We start from the raw sequence: 18,440 nt of genomic DNA, 5'->3' as shown, positions 1-18,440 counted from the left end.
AAAGCTAATACCATTTTAACCATTAACCGTTATGGCTGTTTATATCTTAAGCAACCGGAAAATTATCCGGCATAAAGGTGAAAGAGTAGACTCTTTTTCCAATGAAGAATACTCGATTCCTAATTTCAGAATCGCCAGGTGCGATTTTGAGAATTATAAGGAGCCTTCAGCACAAATCAAAAAGAAAAAGGATTATACCAACAGAAATATTTTAAATTACAAGCTTTTTTCTGAACCCGAAAAACAGGGTTATGAAGAAGTTCTGGAGGTCCTACTGAGCGAAAAAGGAATTAAAAAATCCTCTCTTACAGCCAATAATCTTGGCGGAACCCAAAGAATGTTTTATGAACTGTACAAAAACATGTCTTCTACCAAAGACAGAAGTGATGTCATGATATTCATCCATGGTTATTTATATGATTTTGATGATGAATTAAAAGCTATACTTGATCTGAAAAAAATATTTATTGATAATCCAGCCTCTCCTGTGGAGCATATTTTATTTGTAAGCTGGCCCGCCTCCGGCAGTATAATCCCGTTGAGTTATTTTGATGATAAAGCTTCCAGCATCAATTCGGGAACATCTTTGATGAGATTGTTCTATTTCTATACTCAATTTTTAAAAGATATTTTTTCCAACCGGGATCTTGCTCCCTGCAATCAAAGAATACATCTTGTGGCTCACTCTATGGGAAACAGAGTGCTTCAAAGTATGTTATACAGCCTTAAAAGGGAAAATATCCTTCGTGTTATCGACCAGGTTCTCCTGTTAAATGCTGATGTGAGCTATAAAGTATTTGAAGATGCTGAGGATTCATTTAATAAGCTGCCCTTACTGGCTAACAGGATTTCTATTTACTTAAACAGACAGGATATTATTCTGGCGGCTTCTCAGTTTACGAAAAATATTCTCACCCCAAGGCTGGGTAAAAATGGTCCGAGCGGTATTGATCAATATAAAGATATTGTGTCTGTCATCGACTGTACCTTTGTAAAAGATGATCTGCTTAACAATTTTAAATATGAAGCAGGAAACCATTGGGGATATCTTTCCAGTTCGCAGGTACAGCATGATATTTTCCAAAATTTATATGGAATTGACAGAAATCTTATTTCCAACAGGTCTAAAGATAATGAAAACATTTTCACAATTTTTTCTTAACAAATAATTAAAATAATCTCCAAAAAATGAATTATACGTTAAAAATCAGCTAAAAAATAGCAGTATGGCACAATGATTGCTAATTCATTTGTTAGGGAATTACAATTTTTAATTATGGGACAGATTAAAAAAAGGTTTTCTAATATATTAAACTATATAAAGAAAGCCATTTTCGTAAAAGATGTGATTTAATTGAGTAACAACCTCTAAATCAACAAAATATTCGATCTATAACTGCCAGGTCCTCCTACAGACCGGATTAAAAAAAATTCAAATATTCTGAACAGGAAGGGATTGCAGGTGAAAAACTGAAACCAACCAAATCCATATTCAATACTATCTAAATATTTAAGGGGAATTGTTAAATAATATTAAATAATTCCCCACATGTTGTATAATTCAAAAAAGTTATCGACATTTACTTACCAATCAAATAAAATCAATAACATGAAAAATCTAAAGAAAATCAAAAGAGGAGAATTGAAAAAAGTCAAAGGGGGAAGACCACCGCTTGGGTGCAACAACTGGGATCCGGCAGCGATGTGCTGCAGAGCATGGGCACCTGATTACTGTGGGCAAACTACATGTCCGGATTCACCTCCACCATTATGCTAATTAACTTTTTCAGTTATATTTTGAACCAAAGCAGCTCATTTCTGAGTTCTAAAACGGATTCAAAATTATTGACAAATAAAGCTCCAGTGCCTAAACCTTGAGGCATTGGATTTTTTTTGGTAAAAGTATACTGAGCAATGGCATTCAATCCAATATTACTTTCTAATGCTGAAGTAATCCACCAGCTTATATTCTGATTTTCTGCAAGGGAAATCCATTCATCAGAACCTGAAAAACCTCCTACTAATGCAGGTTTCAAGATAATATATTGCGGCTTGATTGTTTCCAAAAGCTGTTTCTTCTTTTCAGGATCTATCATTCCAATCAGTTCTTCATCCAATGCAATCGGAGTAGGTGTTTTTTCACATAACTCAGCCATTTCATCCCAATTTCCGGCCTTGATAGGCTGCTCAATGGAATGGATATGAAGATCAGCAAGCTGCTGTAAAACCATCACCGCCTCGTTTTTACTGAAACCTCCATTGGCATCCACACGCAGTTCCAACTGATCTTTGGAAAACTTTTCTCTTAATTTCTGAAGAATAATATGCTCAGATTTCCAATCCACACCTATTTTTAATTTGATACAGTGAAAGCCTTTTTCCAGTTTTTCCTGAATCTGTTCTTCCATATATGTTGCGTCGCCCATCCATATCAGACCGTTGATGGTAACGGCAGACTTTCCTTCAGTAAATTCACTTGGAAAATATAGGCTGCCTCCATATTTTAGATTCTGAATGGCCTGTTCATATCCAAACCAAATTGAAGGAAACTCTTTCAGTTCCTGCTTCAAAAAAACGCTGTCCTGATTAATATTTTCACAAAGCCACTTCAGTTTTTCTTCATAATCAGGCCTGTCATCAAAACTCAGTCCTCTGAAAACAGCACATTCCCCTACTCCTTTTCTTCCCTCTTCGGAAATTGTCAGAATGAAGGTTTCTTTATCAAGCAAAACGCCGCGAGATGTTCCACTCGGGCGCTTAAATTGTAATAAATATTGTAAGTAAGTTGCTTCCATTTATTTTACGCTGTCGATACGCATAAACTCTTCTGCTTTTTCCACCATGTCGATACTTCCACAGAAGAAAGGAATTCTCTGGTGAAGTTCTGTAGGTTCTATTTCAAGAATTCTTCTGAATCCATCGGTTGCTTTTGCTCCTGCCTGCTCTGCCAGGAAGGCCATTGGATTACATTCGTATAAAAGTCTTAATTTACCATTCGGAGCTTGTGAATAAGAAGGATAAATATAAATACCTCCTTTCAGCATGTTTCTGTGGAAGTCTGCTACCAAAGAACCGATATATCTTGAAGTATATGGGCGGTCACCTTCTTCCATCTGGCAGTATTTAAGGTAGTTTTTTACACCCTGAGGAAATTTGATATAGTTACCTTCGTTAATAGAATAGATTTTACCCGTTTTTGGGAAAGTCATGTTAGGATGAGAAAGATAATATGTTCCTAAAGATGGATCTAATGTAAATCCGTTTACTCCATTTCCTGTTGTGTAAACAATCATGGTAGATGAACCGTAAATAACATATCCTGCAGCAATCTGGTTGATTCCTTTCTGTAAAAAGTCTTCCAACTGTACCGGTGTTCCAGGTTCTGTAACTCTCCTGTAGATCGAGAAAATAGTTCCTACGGAAACATTTACGTCAATATTGGAAGATCCGTCCAAAGGATCAATTAATACAACATATTTACTCAAATGTCCGTTTTCACCACATTTAATATCAATAAAGTCATCATTTTCTTCAGAAGCAATACCACAAACAACCTCTCTCTGAGACAAAGCCGTAATAAAAATTTCGTTAGCGATAACGTCTAATTTCTGCTGCTCTTCTCCCTGAACGTTTTGGTTTCCTGCAGCCCCTGTAATATCTACGATTCCGGCTTTATTTACTTCTCTGTTTACCACTTTCGAAGCCAATCTTATTGCACTTAGAAGACGAGAGAATTCACCTGTAGAATACTGAAAATCGTCCTGTTTATCTATAAGAAATTCTCCTAAAGTCTGTAATGGTTGATTTGACATATTTTTCTTTTTACGTTTTGCCCAAATTTCGGAAAATTTATTGCATTAAGAAAATTTAATTAAAAAAGAGATTAAGTACTGTATTTCAACACAATACAAATAAAACATAACATAACACCTGGTCATTATTAAAAATTACACCTCCAAATTTGTTTGCTAAAACCCACAAAAAAATAAATTATTTCATTATTTGTTGATTTTAAGGAAATCTTAATTCTATCTCTGCGCCAGGCTATTTCATATCTCGTTGTAAATTTATAATTTTGACGTCCGTAAAAAACTCATGTAATTTTTTATCTAACAATTTTATTTTTAACAATTTAATGAAAATTTTCAAGTTTGGTGGAGCATCCGTAAAAGATGCTGACAGTGTAAAAAATGTGTCCATGGTTCTAAAAAGCCAGGGATTTGCCAAATGCTTGCTGGTAATTTCAGCAATGGGCAAGACTACAAATGAGTTGGAAAAAGTTGTAGAACTGTATTTCAAAAAAGATAACTATCAAACTGAGATCGAAAAGATAAAACGAAAACACATGGAGATTGCGGAAGGACTTTTTCCTGAAAATCATGCGGTTTTTGCTGAAATTAATCTCTTCTTTGATGATATTGATTCTTTTTTAAGAAGAAATAAATCTCCCAACTACAACTTCGTATACGATCAGGTGGTAAGTTGCGGAGAAATGATCTCTACTAAAATTGTGAGTGAGTATCTGAATGAAATTCAATTTACAAATCAGTGGCTGGATGCCAGGGATTATATAAAAACGGATAATTCATACCGGGAAGGTACGGTAGACTGGACAAGAACGGAAGAATTTATTTCCCATCTTAATCCTGAAATCTGCTATGTAACTCAGGGATTCATCGGTTCTGACGACAACAATTTTACGGTAACATTAGGAAGAGAGGGCTCCGACTACTCCGCCGCCATTTTTGCTTACTGCTTAAATGCTGAAGCAATGACGATATGGAAAGATGTTCCGGGAGTAATGACCGGAGATCCGAGAAAGTTCAGTGATGTAACCCTTCTTTCCAATATTTCTTATGAGGAAGCTATAGAAATGGCTTATTATGGTGCCAGTGTAATTCACCCTAAAACATTACAGCCGTTACAGCAAAAAAACATTCCTTTTTATGTAAAATCTTTTGTAGAGCCTACCAAAGAAGGAACAAAAGTGGGTGCTTCTGATAAAAATCAACAGGAAGAATCTTATATTCTGAAAGAAAATCAGGATCTTTTGAAAATCTCTACAAGAGATTTCTCTTTCATTGCAGAAGATCACATGAGCCTTATTTTTGGATATTTATCCAAATACAAAATTAAAGTTTCCCTTATGCAGAATTCTGCTATCTCTCTGGCACTGTGCCTTGAGGATAAATTTAATCATATTGATGAGCTCAATGAAGAGCTTCAAAAAATTTTTAAAACCGAAGCAATTAAAAATGTATCTTTATTCACAGTAAGAAATGCGAAGAAGGATCACATTGATAAATTTTACCATGAAAAAAATGTATTATTGGAACAAATCTCCAAGAATACTCTTCAAATGGTAACACAATAATATTAATTGCGACTAAACACACATGAGTTTAATTTCGAAAAACGATCTGATCAAAGCTTCCGGCTTAAATAAAATTGGGTTTCTCAAGAACCCGGTAGCATCTGCTGTGATGAGCATTGCTAAAATAAACGAAGTAAATAAATTATACGATAAATTAAAAGACAAGGAAGGCAAAGACTTTTTCGACTCATTTGTGAGAGAAAGAAACCTAAGCTATGTAGCTTTTGAAGAGGATCTGGCAAAGATTCCGAAAACGGGACCGTTTATTCTCGTTTCCAATCACCCGCTGGGTGCTATTGACGGTATTCTGATGTGCAAGATCCTGACAGAGGTTCGTCCGGATTTCAAAGTAATGGGGAATTTCCTTTTGGAAAAGATCAAACCTATGGAACCGTATGTAATCGCTGTAAATCCTTTTGAAAACAGAAAAGAAGCTTACAGCAGCTCTTCGGGAATGCGTGAAACACTCAAGCATTTACAAAACGGAGGCTGTGTAGGTATTTTTCCGGCAGGAGAAGTTTCCAACAAAAACAACCCTTACGGCGAAATTTTAGATAAAGATTGGGAAAAGACGGCACTTAAGCTTATCAGAATGGCCAAAGTGCCGGTAGTTCCTATGTATTTCCATGCCAAGAACAGCAGACTTTTTTATCAGATAGCCAAACTTCACCCGAATTTACAGACTCTGATGCTTCCTGCAGAAATGATGAATGACAGGGAAAAACCTATCAGAATCAGAATCGGACGTCCTATTACCGTAAAGGCAATGGATGATATGGAAACGATTGAGGAATTGGGAGAGTTTCTGAAACGTAAGGTGTATATGATGAAATCTTACTATGAAAAGAGAAAATCTCTTGCTCAAAGCATCAATCTTCAGAATTTATCGGTAAAGTTTCCTTTATTGAAGGAAGAAAACATTGTTCAGAATATCATTGATGAAACTCCTCTGGAAGACATTATTAAAGATGTTGATAAACTGAGAGGAACTGATAAAATGCTTTTCAGTAACGGAAATTATGAGATCTACTTTACGACTTACGAAGAAATCCCTTCTATTATGAGGGAAATCGGACGTCAGAGAGAGCTTACTTTCCGTGCAGTAGGTGAGGGAAGTAATCTTCCATTTGACCTTGATGAGTATGACAAACATTACCACCATCTTTTCCTATGGGATAACGGTGAGAAAAAACTGGCTGGTGCTTACAGAATGGCATTGGGTAGAGAGGTAATGAAGAAATACGGCATCAAAGGCTTCTATACAAGCTCTTTATTTGAGTTTGAACAGGACATTCATCCTTTCTTCAAAAAAGTGATTGAAATGGGTCGTGCTTACATCTGCCAGGAATATCAGCAGAAACCTCTTCCACTCTTCCTTTTATGGAGAGGGATTGTGCATGTATGTCTGAGAAATCCTGATCATAAATTCCTTATGGGTGGCGTGAGTATTTCGAACAAATTCTCTGAGTTCTCAAAATCGCTGATGATTGAGTTTATGCGTTCCAATTATTTTGATTCCGCAGTAGCTCAGTATATCACTCCAAGGAATGAATATAAAGTAAAGCTTCGTGACAGAGATAAAAACATTTTCTTTGAGGAAATGGAGTCTGATTTGAATAAGCTGGACAAGATTATTGATGATCTTGAACCTGAATTGAGACTTCCTGTTCTGATCAAAAAATACATTAAACAAAATGCTAAAGTAATTGCTTTCAACGTAGATCCAAACTTCAACGATGCGATCGATGGATTGATGTATATCCGAATCAGTGATCTTCCGGAAAACACGATTAAACCGGTATTGGAAGAGATGAGTGAACAGATCAGAAAAGAGCAGGAAAATAATTCAGCTGATAATCAGTAAGTTTTTAACTTTATTCAAAAAAAGTACGATGAATACTTGCTTTGTATACTAAAACTTACTACTTTTGCATCACTTTAAAACAACGAAGTAAGTCAAACAAAAATATATTGGTTTCTTAGCTCAGTTGGTAGAGCAATGGATTGAAAATCCATGTGTCCCTGGTTCGATTCCTGGAGAAACCACTTTAAAACCTCTGATTAGTCAGAGGTTTTTTTGTTTTTATGGAGTAATGATCAAGCACAATTATTAGGGCTATACAAAAAGTTTAGTTAATGTGTCCGATATATTCTGCCAACAGCTGTAGGTAGACAAATTCCCACACAAAATATGGGAATTTCCATCTGTAGCTTCCAAAGTATTTATCAAAATTCGATTTCAATACCTGCATTTTTGTGATAAAATTCTTTCTTTTAAAGGACATGAACTGTTTTTAGAACTTCCATCTTACAAAAGCTTCCATGGCAGCATAGGTAGCAAGTCCCATTTTATGGTAGGTCTCTGCCGTTTCTCTGTTTCTTTCTTCTGCTCTCTGCCAGAATTCTCTCATATCTGTCCCTTGAAATACTACTCCATCTTTTTGAGATTGATGTTTGAAAATCCCATAGCGTTTTTCCAAAATTTGATCCGGACTTAATGGTACTGCCATTTCTATTTCTTCTATAGACCATTCTTTCCATGCTCCTCTGTATAGCCATAACCAACAATCTTTCATGTATTCCTTGGATTTTAAATTTTTAACAGATTCAAAAACAGCATCCAGACACACTTTATGTGTTCCATGAGGATCTGCTAAATCACCTGCCGCATATATCTGATGTGGTTTTACGCTATCTATAATATCTGTTACAATTTCTATATCCTCTGTACTCAATGGTTTTTTTTCTATTCTGCCTGTTTCATAGAATGGCATTTCCAAAAAATGAATCTGGGTGTCTGGTATTCCCACGTAATAACAAGTAGATCTTGCTTCCCCTTTTCTTATTAAGCCTTTTATATGTCTTACTTCAGGAATATCTATATCACTGTTTCTCTTATTTTGCAAAAATTTGATGGCTTTGTCAAAAATCTTTTGCGCTGCATTATTTTCGATGCCAAACATTTCATTGTAATCACACACAAAATTTGCAAACCGCAATGCTTCAGAATCTGCTACGGCTATGTTACCGGAAGTTTGATAAGCTACATGAACTTCATGCCCCTGTTGGTGCAGCCGTATGAAAGTTCCGCCCATACTGATAATATCGTCATCCGGATGCGGACTGAATATCAGGATTCTTTTCTTGGCGGGGGCTTTCCTTTCCGGCCTGTTACTGTCATCTGCTCCCGGCTTACCTCCCGGCCAACCCGTTATGGTGTGTTGTAATTTATTGAAAATCTCGATATTGATATTATAAGCAGGACCTTTGTCTGCTAACAAATCGCTCATTCCGTTTTCTATATAGTCAGAATCGGTAAGCTTTAATATAGGTTTCTCTATTTTTTGGGCTAATCCCAAAACTGCTTTTCGGGTTAATGCATCAGTCCATTCTATTTTTTCTACCAGCCATGGCGTATTAATTCGGGTAAGTTTATGAGCTGCTGCCTGATCCAATACAAAAGTTGCGTTTTTATGTTCCTGCAAATAAGAAGCCGGCACCAGGTTGGTAACAGGACCTTCTACAGACTCTTTGATGATATTTGATTTAGATTCACCCCACGCTAATAGTATTACTCTTTTCGCCTCCATTATTTTCTTCACTCCCAATGTAATAGCTGTTCTGGGGGTATTTGATAGCCCCAAAAACTCATTGCTTGCTGCTACTCTTGTGATATGATCTAAAGCTACAAGACGGGTTTTGGAATTTTGTAGGGAGCCCGATTCATTAAACCCGATATGACCATTACCGCCAATACCTAGAATCTGCAAATCTATCCCACCTAAGGCTTCTATTTTAAGTTCGTACTCTGTACAGTAATCTGCTATTTCCTCTTTAGATAATGTTCCGTCAGGAATGTGATAGTTTTCAGGAAGAATATCTACTTTATCAAACAACAGTTCTTTCATAAAACGAACATAACTATGTACGGAATCCGGTTCCATAGGATAATATTCGTCAAGGTTGAAAGCAATTACGTTTTTGAAACTCAATGCTTCTTCTCTGTGCATGCGTACCAATTCAGCGTATAAGCTCTTGGGTGAGGAGCCGGTAGCCAAACCTAAAATGCAGGGTTGTTTTTGAGACTGCTTTACACGGATAAGGTCTGAAACCTCTTTTGCTACTGATTTTGAAGCTGAAAGTGAATCCGTGAAAATAACCGTTTCTATCTTTTCAAATCTTTTTTCAAATCCTGTAGAAGAATCTATTGTGCTTTTTAACATAGTAATTTGGTTTTGGAAAGTGATAAAATTAAATTATATATAGAACTTGTATTTCTAATTTCAATAAAAAAACAAATAAAAGAGATACTTCATATATACATCATATCATTATATAATTAATTATCAATACTTTAAAGTTAAAAAGATAAAGTCTATTTGTGGCGTTCGGAAGATTGGCAATATCTATTTATATGGAGTTCAACTGTATTCTCAAACTGTTTCCGGTAGAAATCATAGGTACATTCAAAGCAAAAATGTTCGGGAAGTTCACAAAATGATTAAAATTTCAGTTTAGTAATCAACTCCATTATTACGATACATAACAAACTCTTTATCACATTTATCCAAAAAGCTAACGTATAAAAAATGTGATTGAGAATCTGAGTCAATGATTCTTCCAAAAATATTTTTGATTTTTTTATTAAAATCTTCAGTACCAAGAGTATTATAGCCATTTGAATTTAATAATTCATGAGCTACTATGGCTGTTGCTTCCAATTCTTTAGTCTCAAATTGAATTTTTGGTAGTCCTGCACCAATAGTGTAGGTTGATCCCTGTTTAAGTTTTTTTTAAGACATTTTCGACGATACTATCACTCTTGTATTTTGTACCAATAATAGAATGAATATCTTTTTTTTCTTGCCCGTTATTATTACCACTAACGAATAGTAGAGATACCATCAAAACATTTAGTATTTTCATCGTATAAATTTGTGTTTCACAATTAAAAAGAAGCACACCCATTTCTGACTGTGCTTGATATATTATTTTTTAGGATGTTGTTTTCGCCATTCTATAACATTCATAGGTTGATTATCTGGACCGCAAGTACTATTGTACTCACATTCTTCGACAAAATATTCATCATAGTCTGCATTATCCCACCATTCTTTAAATTTTGGAAGGTTGAAATAATTATTTTTCTGTAGAATATCTACTTCTTCCTGATCTAAAAAGAATCTTAACCTTCCCATCATCTTAGAGTTATCTCCATATCCAGAAACAAATCTTTTGTCATACTTATATTGTTCAGCAAAATAAACAATATTCGCTAGTATTTTAACTTTATCTTCCTTTGAAACACCCGTTTCTTTGTTATTAAAATCAGCAAAATATTCAATATATCCTTTGATATAATCAAGTAAAAATCTATTTTCATTTGACATATCGTTTGTTATATCCGGAGTATAAATCTCTTGTAAAATTTTAAAAGTATTAGCATGTATTTTTACTGTTTCATCACATTGCTTTACCCAAAACAAATTCCCATAATCAGACGGATCTTTTTTATCAAACTTTGTTCTTTCAATAACCCACTTCAATAAATCCATATCCTGAGTGTAGCCAAAAGTTTTTACTAAAGCCTCCATAAAATATGAATCATTAAGAGTAAGCCATTTATAACAAGCTTTATTATCATTGAACAGATAGAGGTTGCGGGCAAGAATTGTTTTAATATTTCTTTCACGAATCTCTTTTAAATCTGTAAAATCTTTCCAGTAATATATTTTCACCTCTACTGCATGATTATTATTCTCAGCATCTTTTTCAAACTGAAATAATTCAGGATTTTTAGTATAATCCATTATTTCAGGAATACTGTATAAATCTGAAATGAAAGATCCATTCTTAAAAATATAAGTACTATATGGATTTACATCGATACTGTTTGAATTTTTATACAATTTCAGGTCCTTCGAACATTTATCTTCAAAATTGATATGTAAATACTTTGACTCTGATTTAGGATCAATTACTCTTTTGAAGATCATATTAATTTTAGTAATGAATTCTTCTGCACTTGGTTTTTTATATCCATTATCATCTAATTCTTTTGCTATAACAGATTCTGTAGCTTGTAAATCTTTCAATGCAAAGTTATAGGTTGGATAATCCGTCTCACTTTTCTCTCCACTTACACCAGCTGCCAATTGTGATTTCAGAACGGATAAAAATGAGATATCGGGATTTACAGCTGTATTTTGGGAGTGAAAATTATTTAACAACAATACCGCCAGGAAAAATAAAATTCTTTTTATCATCGTTGTGTTTTTAATAAAAGCACAGCTTTTAAACTGTGCTCTCAATATTTATTTCTTAGGATGTTGTTTTCTCCATTCTGCATAATCCATAGGTTGGTATCCCGAACCGCAACTTCCTTCATATTCGCACTCACCTACATAATAAGCATCATAATCCGCACTATCCCACCATTCTTTAAATTTTGGAAGACTGAAAAAATTATTTTCTTTTATAACCTTAAAATCATCATCATTCAAAAAATAACGAAGTCTAGCCATCATCTTATTATCATCATTAAATTTTTTATCATAATTATATTGTTCAGCAAAATATGCCAAGTTTGCCATTAGTTTTAATTTTTCGTTTCTTGTAAGGTCAGTGGATTTATCACGTCCTAAAAATTCTAAATAGCTTTTGATATTATCAATAATAAATCTATTTTCAGATGGGTCATTTGGTATATGGAGTTTTTGAAGAAGCTTGAATGTATCTGCATGCAGTTTGAATTTTCCATTACACACTTTAACCCAAAAGAGCTTACCAAAATTCCGGGGATCCTTTTCATCAAATTTCGTTCTTTCAATAACCCATTTTAATAAATCAGGATCTTTTGTGTATCCGAAAGTTTTAACTAAACTTTCCATGAAACTTTGATCATTTAAAATAAGCCATTTGAATTGTGGCTTACTATCATTAAAAAGGTACATATTACGTGCAATAATATATCGTGGAACTTTAATTTTAAAAGAATTATCACCATTAATATTTATTAATTCCTTTAATAAAAGTATTGGAAAAATAAACTGATTATTAGTATTGATAAAAGTATTCTGAGTAGTTGAATAAAGTTCATACTTACTTTGTTCAAGTGTCCCAGGATTACCATCAAGGTGATTACCAAATACTGTTATGTACCCATTCGTTTGATCAATACTCACGCATTTATTAGAACTATGACTGATTGAAAAAATAGTTTCAATCTTATTGTTGAAGGATTCAGCTTTTGGTTCAATATAACCATTACTGATCAGATCATCATAGATAATAGAAGAAGCTAATTTTAGATCTTCTACATTCAAATTATAAGAATCATCATATTCCACTTCATCAGACTCAATTTTCTCTTGTAGTTTAATATGTTTTTTAATGTTTTCAACTAAATTTTGTGAGTTTGTATATTGCTTATTTATAGTATTCATGCTGTTATCTTGTCCCATACTATTACAAGCAATGAGTAGTAGAATAATTGTGAAAATATTTGAAGTTTGCATCACTAATTGTGTCTAAAAATTAAAAGAAGCATATTTAATTATGAATTTAATCCGGAGCGCCTACACTATCAAATCCTTCTGCATAACTAATTACTTCTTTTAAATTTGGAAGATTATAATAATTATTTTTCTGCATTTCTCCTTTCAACTTAGGCCATTTAATCTCACTTCTTGAATCATCTTCAAAATATGCTCCTAAAATATTCCATCTAAGATCCCAACCATCCTGATTCCTATGATTTTTTTTGAACAGGAAATCATAAGTATTTGCAAGATAAGCTACCATTTTAATTTTTTCATTCTCTGAATAATTATTGTATTCATCTGTTTGTAATAATTTGGAAACAAACTCCATTAATCCATATAAATCTTTAGGATTAGAGCTCTTTTGATAAGTATCAGTCAAACTCTGCAATATCCCATCCCGTATTTCTAATTCTTTATTACAATTTTTGGCAAATATAAGTTCACCTATTTTATATTGATCTTTAGATTGAATATATTCATTAATAAGCATTTCATTAAATTTAGGTTCTTTATCATAACCGAAATTTTTAACCAATAATTTTATAAAGTTTTTATCATGAGTTACTAACCAAATGATATATGTTTTGTTATCATTGAACAAGTACATATTTCTGGCAATAATTCTTTGATTATTTACTTTTCTTTGCTCTTTTAGATTTACCACATCTTTCCAGTGTGGAATTTCAACGTCGACTTGTGAGCTTGATTTTCTAATAATTTTACTAGATTCGATATCACTTAATGTGGGATATTCTTTTTGATAATCAATAATTTCAGGTAAATAGTAAAAGTCGGTGAAAAGTTTTCTTTTTTTGTCAATATATCCTCCTTCATAATCAACACTATTATTACTATAAGTTACAAAACTTCTGTCACATTTATCAAAATAGTTTACGTATAAGAATGGATTACTTGAATTAATACCTATTATTCTTCCAAAAACAGTTTTAATCTTATCAATAAATTCGTTATTAGATATTTCCTTAAATCCATTTGAAAATAATATTTTTTGTACAGTTTCAGCTGATGCATCTAGTTCTTCAATATCAAATGGTATTTTAACTAGTTCAGCTCCTGCTTCATCAATTGATTGACTTGCCCCCTCCTGCAACTGCTTCTTGAGAACTTTTGGTATTATAGTATCATCATTCATACTTATTATTGCTTTTTGATTATTTTCTGAACTGGACTTTTTTTCCTGGCAGCTTAAACTGCTCATTATTAATAAGGAATATATTGTTAGTCTAATTTTACTTTTTATATTCATAGAAATTATATTTTATTATCTGGAACTTTCTTTAGAGTTTTCAGCATTTACATCATACTTTGGAAGTTGTTTGTCTTTGTCAGATATTGTATATTTTTTAGGCTTAGTAATCGCAATAATTGATTTACTCTTTTTATCAACAGAGCCCAAAATTATTTTTTGATGCCCTGCCGTTTTTTCGCCATTCCCCTGATTTCCTCCCAAATATACATATCTTGTACCATCTAAATTTTCACCGGCTATCAATGCCACGTGTGAGAAATCAAAAACTATTAAAGCTCCTACAAAAGCTTCACAATCTTCTCCATTTTCCCATGTACTTCCTTTCCACCCAAAAGCTGCTGCACTTTTGGCAGTATTAATCCTTTTATAATCCTGAGTTTGATCGAAACACCATGCTAGAAATGCTCCACACCAAGGATTTGTATAATCATAACCTAGCCCCGCAGCAGAAGACACATCAAAGTATTCTGTAATCTTTTCCTTTAAAGGACTATCAATTTCTCTTAGTCCTTTATATTTTTCATACTCTTTCCATGCAACTTGAAACCATGGAGCATCTCCTACCAAGTTCAATCCTGCCCCTTTTCCACACTCTTCCACTCTAAATACTGCTTTCATAGAATCACTAGCTTTAACTTCCCAATTATCTAGCTTACCTCCACGATACCAAATTTTTCTGTGTAATCTTGATGGTGTAAGTTTATTCAATATGTCAACTACAGAATCAACTACCACATCATCCGGTGATTTGCCTGTATCATCCGCTTTAAAATACATAGCGTCCTTATACCAATCTGCCATCCCAGTTATTGCAGCTTCCTTAGGGCTATAATCTCTATCTACCCCGTCAGCAATCATAACCCCAGAATCGCTAGCTTTTTCATCTATTTTTTTCTGAATTTCTTTGTAATTACCTTTTCCTGTTATTTGTAGCAATCCCCTGCCTCTAAAATTCCAGGTATCATCAACAGATTCATTTCCAAGCCTGCCTCCATATGCTATTTCTGCAATTTTCTTTTCATTAGATTTATATCCATTTTTTGAGCTTCTACCATATTCATATGCTAGATCATTAGGTGGACTTTGTTTACCTAGTTCAGGATTTGCTCTAAAATTTTTAAAATGTTTTGGTAGATCTTCCGCTGCATAATCCAAACTCTCACCATGGAGACCTCCTTTCAAACTGGTTCCTGCTTCTTGTAATGATTGTGCAAAAAAATGAGCTTTTCTTGCACAAGTGTTTAATTCGAAAATATTTCTGTATTTGTTTAAAGTTAATGCTAATTCTTGCAAATCTTCATTCTTAGCATTTTTATACACTCTTTTGAGGATATCAACTGTAATTTCAGCTTTACATCTTGGGCAACCATTTTCACCCTCTTTTTGTACCTCCGCCATTTCCACCACCACAGGCATCACATCATTATCAATAGCTTCGGGGGTCTCTTTCTGAGATACTTTAAGACAGCCACTTTCGTAGAAGATAAACTGCTTTCTTAGTTCCAGCATTTCTTCTTTTGTAAAGGGGGTTCCGTCTTTTTTATACGCTTTAATCCCCAGTTTTTCCATATCCTCTGTTCTAACCAGATCGGCCGGAAGTGTACTGTTGATCGTAAACTGGCTTTTTTCTATTTTCCAGACTTTCTTTTTGGGATCTGCGGGATCCTGTACCTGGCGGGAAACCTGCGCGATGTAATAGTCAAAGTTTTTCGGTGGATTTTTCCATTCTTCTTTTGCGGTGAAGGCCACTTCCAGCAGGCCGTCTTTTCCTGTTTTTTCCTCGTTATAACTTTGTTTGCTTTCGTGGGTATAGGTGATATGATCTTTTTCGTTTAATCCTTCTTTGGGAATCTCCTTCAGCACATCAATCTTCAGAGTTTCTTCCGTCATATTAACGGTATGAACCCAAAGCTTATGGGTTTTGCCATAGAAAGTCTGCATCCGCTGAATATCTTTACCATCTTCGGTAGAGAACATAATCGATACAATTTTCTGTTCGGAAGTGATGGTCAGTTCTTCATTGGAATCCAAAACTTCAAGATAAGTTGTGGTGCTGTCTACCACCACAGGTTTCGTTCCCTGAATGGTAATATTTCCCGGAAGTACAATATCCGCAGATGAAGCTGCCTGAAGCTCTACCGTGAATACCAGACGGTAAGACGGGTTCGGATTTTCTGTCGTTTTAGGGATAGCAGCCAGCAATTTTTTCTTGTAATCATCATTCGTGATGATAAGGAATGAAGCTTTGCCTTCGTTATTAAGAGTAACTGTTTTCTCTTCCAGCATGTATTTATCTTTCTCTTTATAGAAATCATCACCTTCGCCTTTTACCCAGATTTTTACTTTTAACGTCTGATTCTGCAGTCCGTCAATTTCAATAAATCCATAGGTTTCCTCTCCGAATCCTGTTTCGGTACGTTTCACACCGGTTCCATAAGCCCACAGCGCCCTTTTTACAGCAGGTTCAGAAACTTTTACTTTCGCTTCTATTTTCTTTCCATCGGTATAATCTCCTGTTAAATAGGCAGAAATAGTGTATTCGCCGAGATCATTGAATGTAATGGTCCCGTCTCCGTTATTGGTCACTGTATCAGGAACTTCTATTTTTATGGCTTCATTGCCAACCAGCGCAGCAATTCTTGCCGTTGCCGTATATTTTATTTTTGTTCCTTTCGGAATATTAGCTGCCGGAAGGGTAAATTTATCTATGACATTTTGAATCACCTCAAAATTAAAACAGTCTGATCCGGAAAAACCAGGCTGCTTTCCCGCTCCCAAAGGATTAGCATAAGCTTCGAGTATATATTTCCCGAAATATTGATTGCTGCCCAGTTTTGCATCATTATACAGAAGTTCAGCTACCTTTTTATTGATTGTACCTGTTCTGAAGGAAGGAGAGTTTTCAAATAAAGCTACTCTTCCTATACCTTCCTTTTTAAGATACCAATATACGGAAGTGCCCGAAGGCATATAATTGACATTAAACTTCGAAGCCTGCACTTTAATGGTATCACTGAATCTCACCAGACCCGGTTCTCCTTTTACTCCCATGACACCCAGACTGTTTTCAATCTTAATCTCCACAGATTGCGGTTTGGGATCTGTGGGATCTGTAAATGCTTCTACCGTATATTTACCGGCATTTTTAAAGGTAAGAATGACACGATCGCTAGCACCCGTTACAGAAACAAGGTGTGATGAAGAAGCTCCGGAAGAACTGTTATACAGAACAGCTGTTCCCTGCTTTACAGTCCAGTGAACGGTATTTACAGGCATAAAGAATCCTCTGTTCAGTATTTTTGCCTGATCTGTTGTACTGTTGAGTTTACGTTCAATGGATAGAGGTAAAGGAATATTAATCAACGTTGAAGAACCTGGACTAACAATTTTCTTAACAAAATCCTGTATAACTTCCACATTGAGAGAGCATTTGGCATCGCCTGCTTTTTTACCATAAGCTTCCAGCCGGTACTTTCCTTCTGTAAGTCCATCGAATATTTTACTCATGGATTGGCTGAAACTGCTTCCCAATCCAATAAATGTTTTTATTTTATCTTTTGTTCCTTCCCCTTTGAACAACGCCCAGATGATTTTTTTCTCATCACCTTTGAACTGGGCTTTTAAGTCCAGGTTATCACCACCAAAAGGGTTCATAATAGGAAGAAGCGGGCCATTCATTCCTTTGATATAGTAATAAGTACCACTTAATTTATCACTCGGTATCGGTCTTACCATTGAAATGGATGACACTGCTATGCTTGCCTGAGAAGCAGAGGATGACGGCCATTGTGGCGAAGTATTGGCTACTGAAAACTCATCAGCTTCTTTGACATCTATCTGTGAAACATTATTGGCCTGCCCGGTGGTTGCAAAAGCAATTGTTCCGGGAACACCATATCCCGGACAGTTCCCTGTAGAAGCATCCAACAGGATTTTCATACTCTTATTGAATTCTACGTTTTCGTAGTAGTCTTTATATTTGATATTGCATTTGCCTTTACAAGGATAGGTTTTCCCGTCTGAACCTTTGCAGTTCCCGAATCCGTTTCCGCCTCCGAAACTATCTGCTTTATCATCAAGATAAGTCGCTACAGGTTTATTTTGTGCAAAATATTTGTTTTTGCCCAGTTTTTTTTTCTGGCTTTTCACTTCCATCGGAACGGCCGTACCATTGGAGTTGTTGGTTACAGAGCTGCTGCAGTACGCAGTGGCTCCTTCTATAATGATGTATCCTTTATCCGCCATGTCATTT

General features: G+C 34.8%; 13 protein-coding genes and 1 tRNA gene. 5 read left to right on the top strand and 9 right to left on the bottom strand.

All coding sequences use genetic code 11. From position 1 onward, the window contains the following. The first annotated feature begins 31 nt into the window (after positions 1 to 31). Positions 32 to 1,162 (top strand): alpha/beta hydrolase, encoded by a 1,131-nt coding sequence (locus AC59HC_RS15480; protein WP_110010150.1) that lies wholly within the window; start codon positions 32 to 34, stop codon positions 1,160 to 1,162. Between the two features lie 447 nt (positions 1,163 to 1,609). Next, positions 1,610 to 1,777, top strand: coding sequence for a bacteriocin-like protein (locus AC59HC_RS15475; protein ID WP_171006348.1), 168 nt, complete (start codon positions 1,610 to 1,612; stop codon positions 1,775 to 1,777). Positions 1,778 to 1,790: 13 nt separating this feature from the next. On the opposite strand, the gene menC is transcribed toward AC59HC_RS15475, so the two are convergent. Both menC and fbp read right to left on the bottom strand, forming a co-directional pair. Next, entirely contained in the window at positions 1,791 to 2,795 is a 1,005-nt protein-coding gene (gene menC, locus AC59HC_RS15470; protein WP_496558947.1) for an o-succinylbenzoate synthase, read from the bottom strand. Continuing rightward, positions 2,796 to 3,812 (bottom strand): class 1 fructose-bisphosphatase, encoded by a 1,017-nt coding sequence (fbp, locus tag AC59HC_RS15465; protein WP_047378567.1) that lies wholly within the window; start codon positions 3,810 to 3,812, stop codon positions 2,796 to 2,798. A 323-nt stretch (positions 3,813 to 4,135) separates the two neighbouring features. On the opposite strand from fbp, the gene AC59HC_RS15460 reads away from it, so the two are divergent. The 3 genes from AC59HC_RS15460 (at position 4,136) to AC59HC_RS15450 (ending at position 7,420) form a co-directional block, all read left to right on the top strand. Then, a complete protein-coding gene (locus tag AC59HC_RS15460) occupies positions 4,136 to 5,374 on the top strand; it encodes an aspartate kinase (protein ID WP_496558946.1) in 1,239 nt (412 codons plus the stop codon). Positions 5,375 to 5,396: 22 nt separating this feature from the next. Next, a complete protein-coding gene (locus AC59HC_RS15455; RefSeq protein ID WP_496558945.1) occupies positions 5,397 to 7,238 on the top strand; it encodes a bifunctional lysophospholipid acyltransferase family protein/GNAT family N-acetyltransferase in 1,842 nt (613 codons plus the stop codon). 109 nt (positions 7,239 to 7,347) lie between these two features. After that, a tRNA-Phe gene (locus AC59HC_RS15450) sits at positions 7,348 to 7,420 on the top strand. A gap of 83 nt (positions 7,421 to 7,503) precedes the next feature. Here the strand turns inward: AC59HC_RS15450 and AC59HC_RS15445 are convergent. The 7 genes from AC59HC_RS15445 to AC59HC_RS15415 all read right to left on the bottom strand — a co-directional run bounded on the left by AC59HC_RS15445 (position 7,504) and on the right by AC59HC_RS15415 (position 18,433). Beyond that, positions 7,504 to 7,659 (bottom strand): hypothetical protein, encoded by a 156-nt coding sequence (locus AC59HC_RS15445; RefSeq protein ID WP_496558944.1) that lies wholly within the window; start codon positions 7,657 to 7,659, stop codon positions 7,504 to 7,506. A 9-nt stretch (positions 7,660 to 7,668) separates the two neighbouring features. Next, positions 7,669 to 9,597 carry a glucosamine-6-phosphate deaminase gene (gene nagB, locus AC59HC_RS15440; protein WP_496558943.1) on the bottom strand — a complete coding sequence of 643 codons (1,929 nt, stop codon included), beginning with the start codon at positions 9,595 to 9,597 and terminating at the stop codon, positions 7,669 to 7,671. A gap of 291 nt (positions 9,598 to 9,888) precedes the next feature. Next, positions 9,889 to 10,095: a hypothetical protein gene (locus AC59HC_RS15435; protein WP_202838919.1), complete on the bottom strand. Its 207-nt coding sequence runs from the start codon at positions 10,093 to 10,095 to the stop codon at positions 9,889 to 9,891. A gap of 267 nt (positions 10,096 to 10,362) precedes the next feature. Beyond that, positions 10,363 to 11,640 carry a hypothetical protein gene (locus tag AC59HC_RS15430; RefSeq protein WP_496558942.1) on the bottom strand — a complete coding sequence of 426 codons (1,278 nt, stop codon included), beginning with the start codon at positions 11,638 to 11,640 and terminating at the stop codon, positions 10,363 to 10,365. A 48-nt stretch (positions 11,641 to 11,688) separates the two neighbouring features. After that, on the bottom strand, positions 11,689 to 12,891 hold the full coding sequence (locus AC59HC_RS15425; protein WP_429813227.1) for a hypothetical protein: 1,203 nt from the start codon (positions 12,889 to 12,891) through the stop codon (positions 11,689 to 11,691). Between the two features lie 46 nt (positions 12,892 to 12,937). Beyond that, positions 12,938 to 14,185 (bottom strand): hypothetical protein, encoded by a 1,248-nt coding sequence (locus AC59HC_RS15420; protein ID WP_411413919.1) that lies wholly within the window; start codon positions 14,183 to 14,185, stop codon positions 12,938 to 12,940. Positions 14,186 to 14,200: 15 nt separating this feature from the next. Further along, entirely contained in the window at positions 14,201 to 18,433 is a 4,233-nt protein-coding gene (locus AC59HC_RS15415; RefSeq protein ID WP_496558941.1) for a hypothetical protein, read from the bottom strand. Positions 18,434 to 18,440: the final 7 nt, after the last annotated feature.

This window comes from Chryseobacterium sp. DZ-32 (assembly GCF_059587025.1).
Note: the sequence above shows the minus strand (reverse complement) of the source record. Positions and strands in the feature narration are given on the sequence as shown.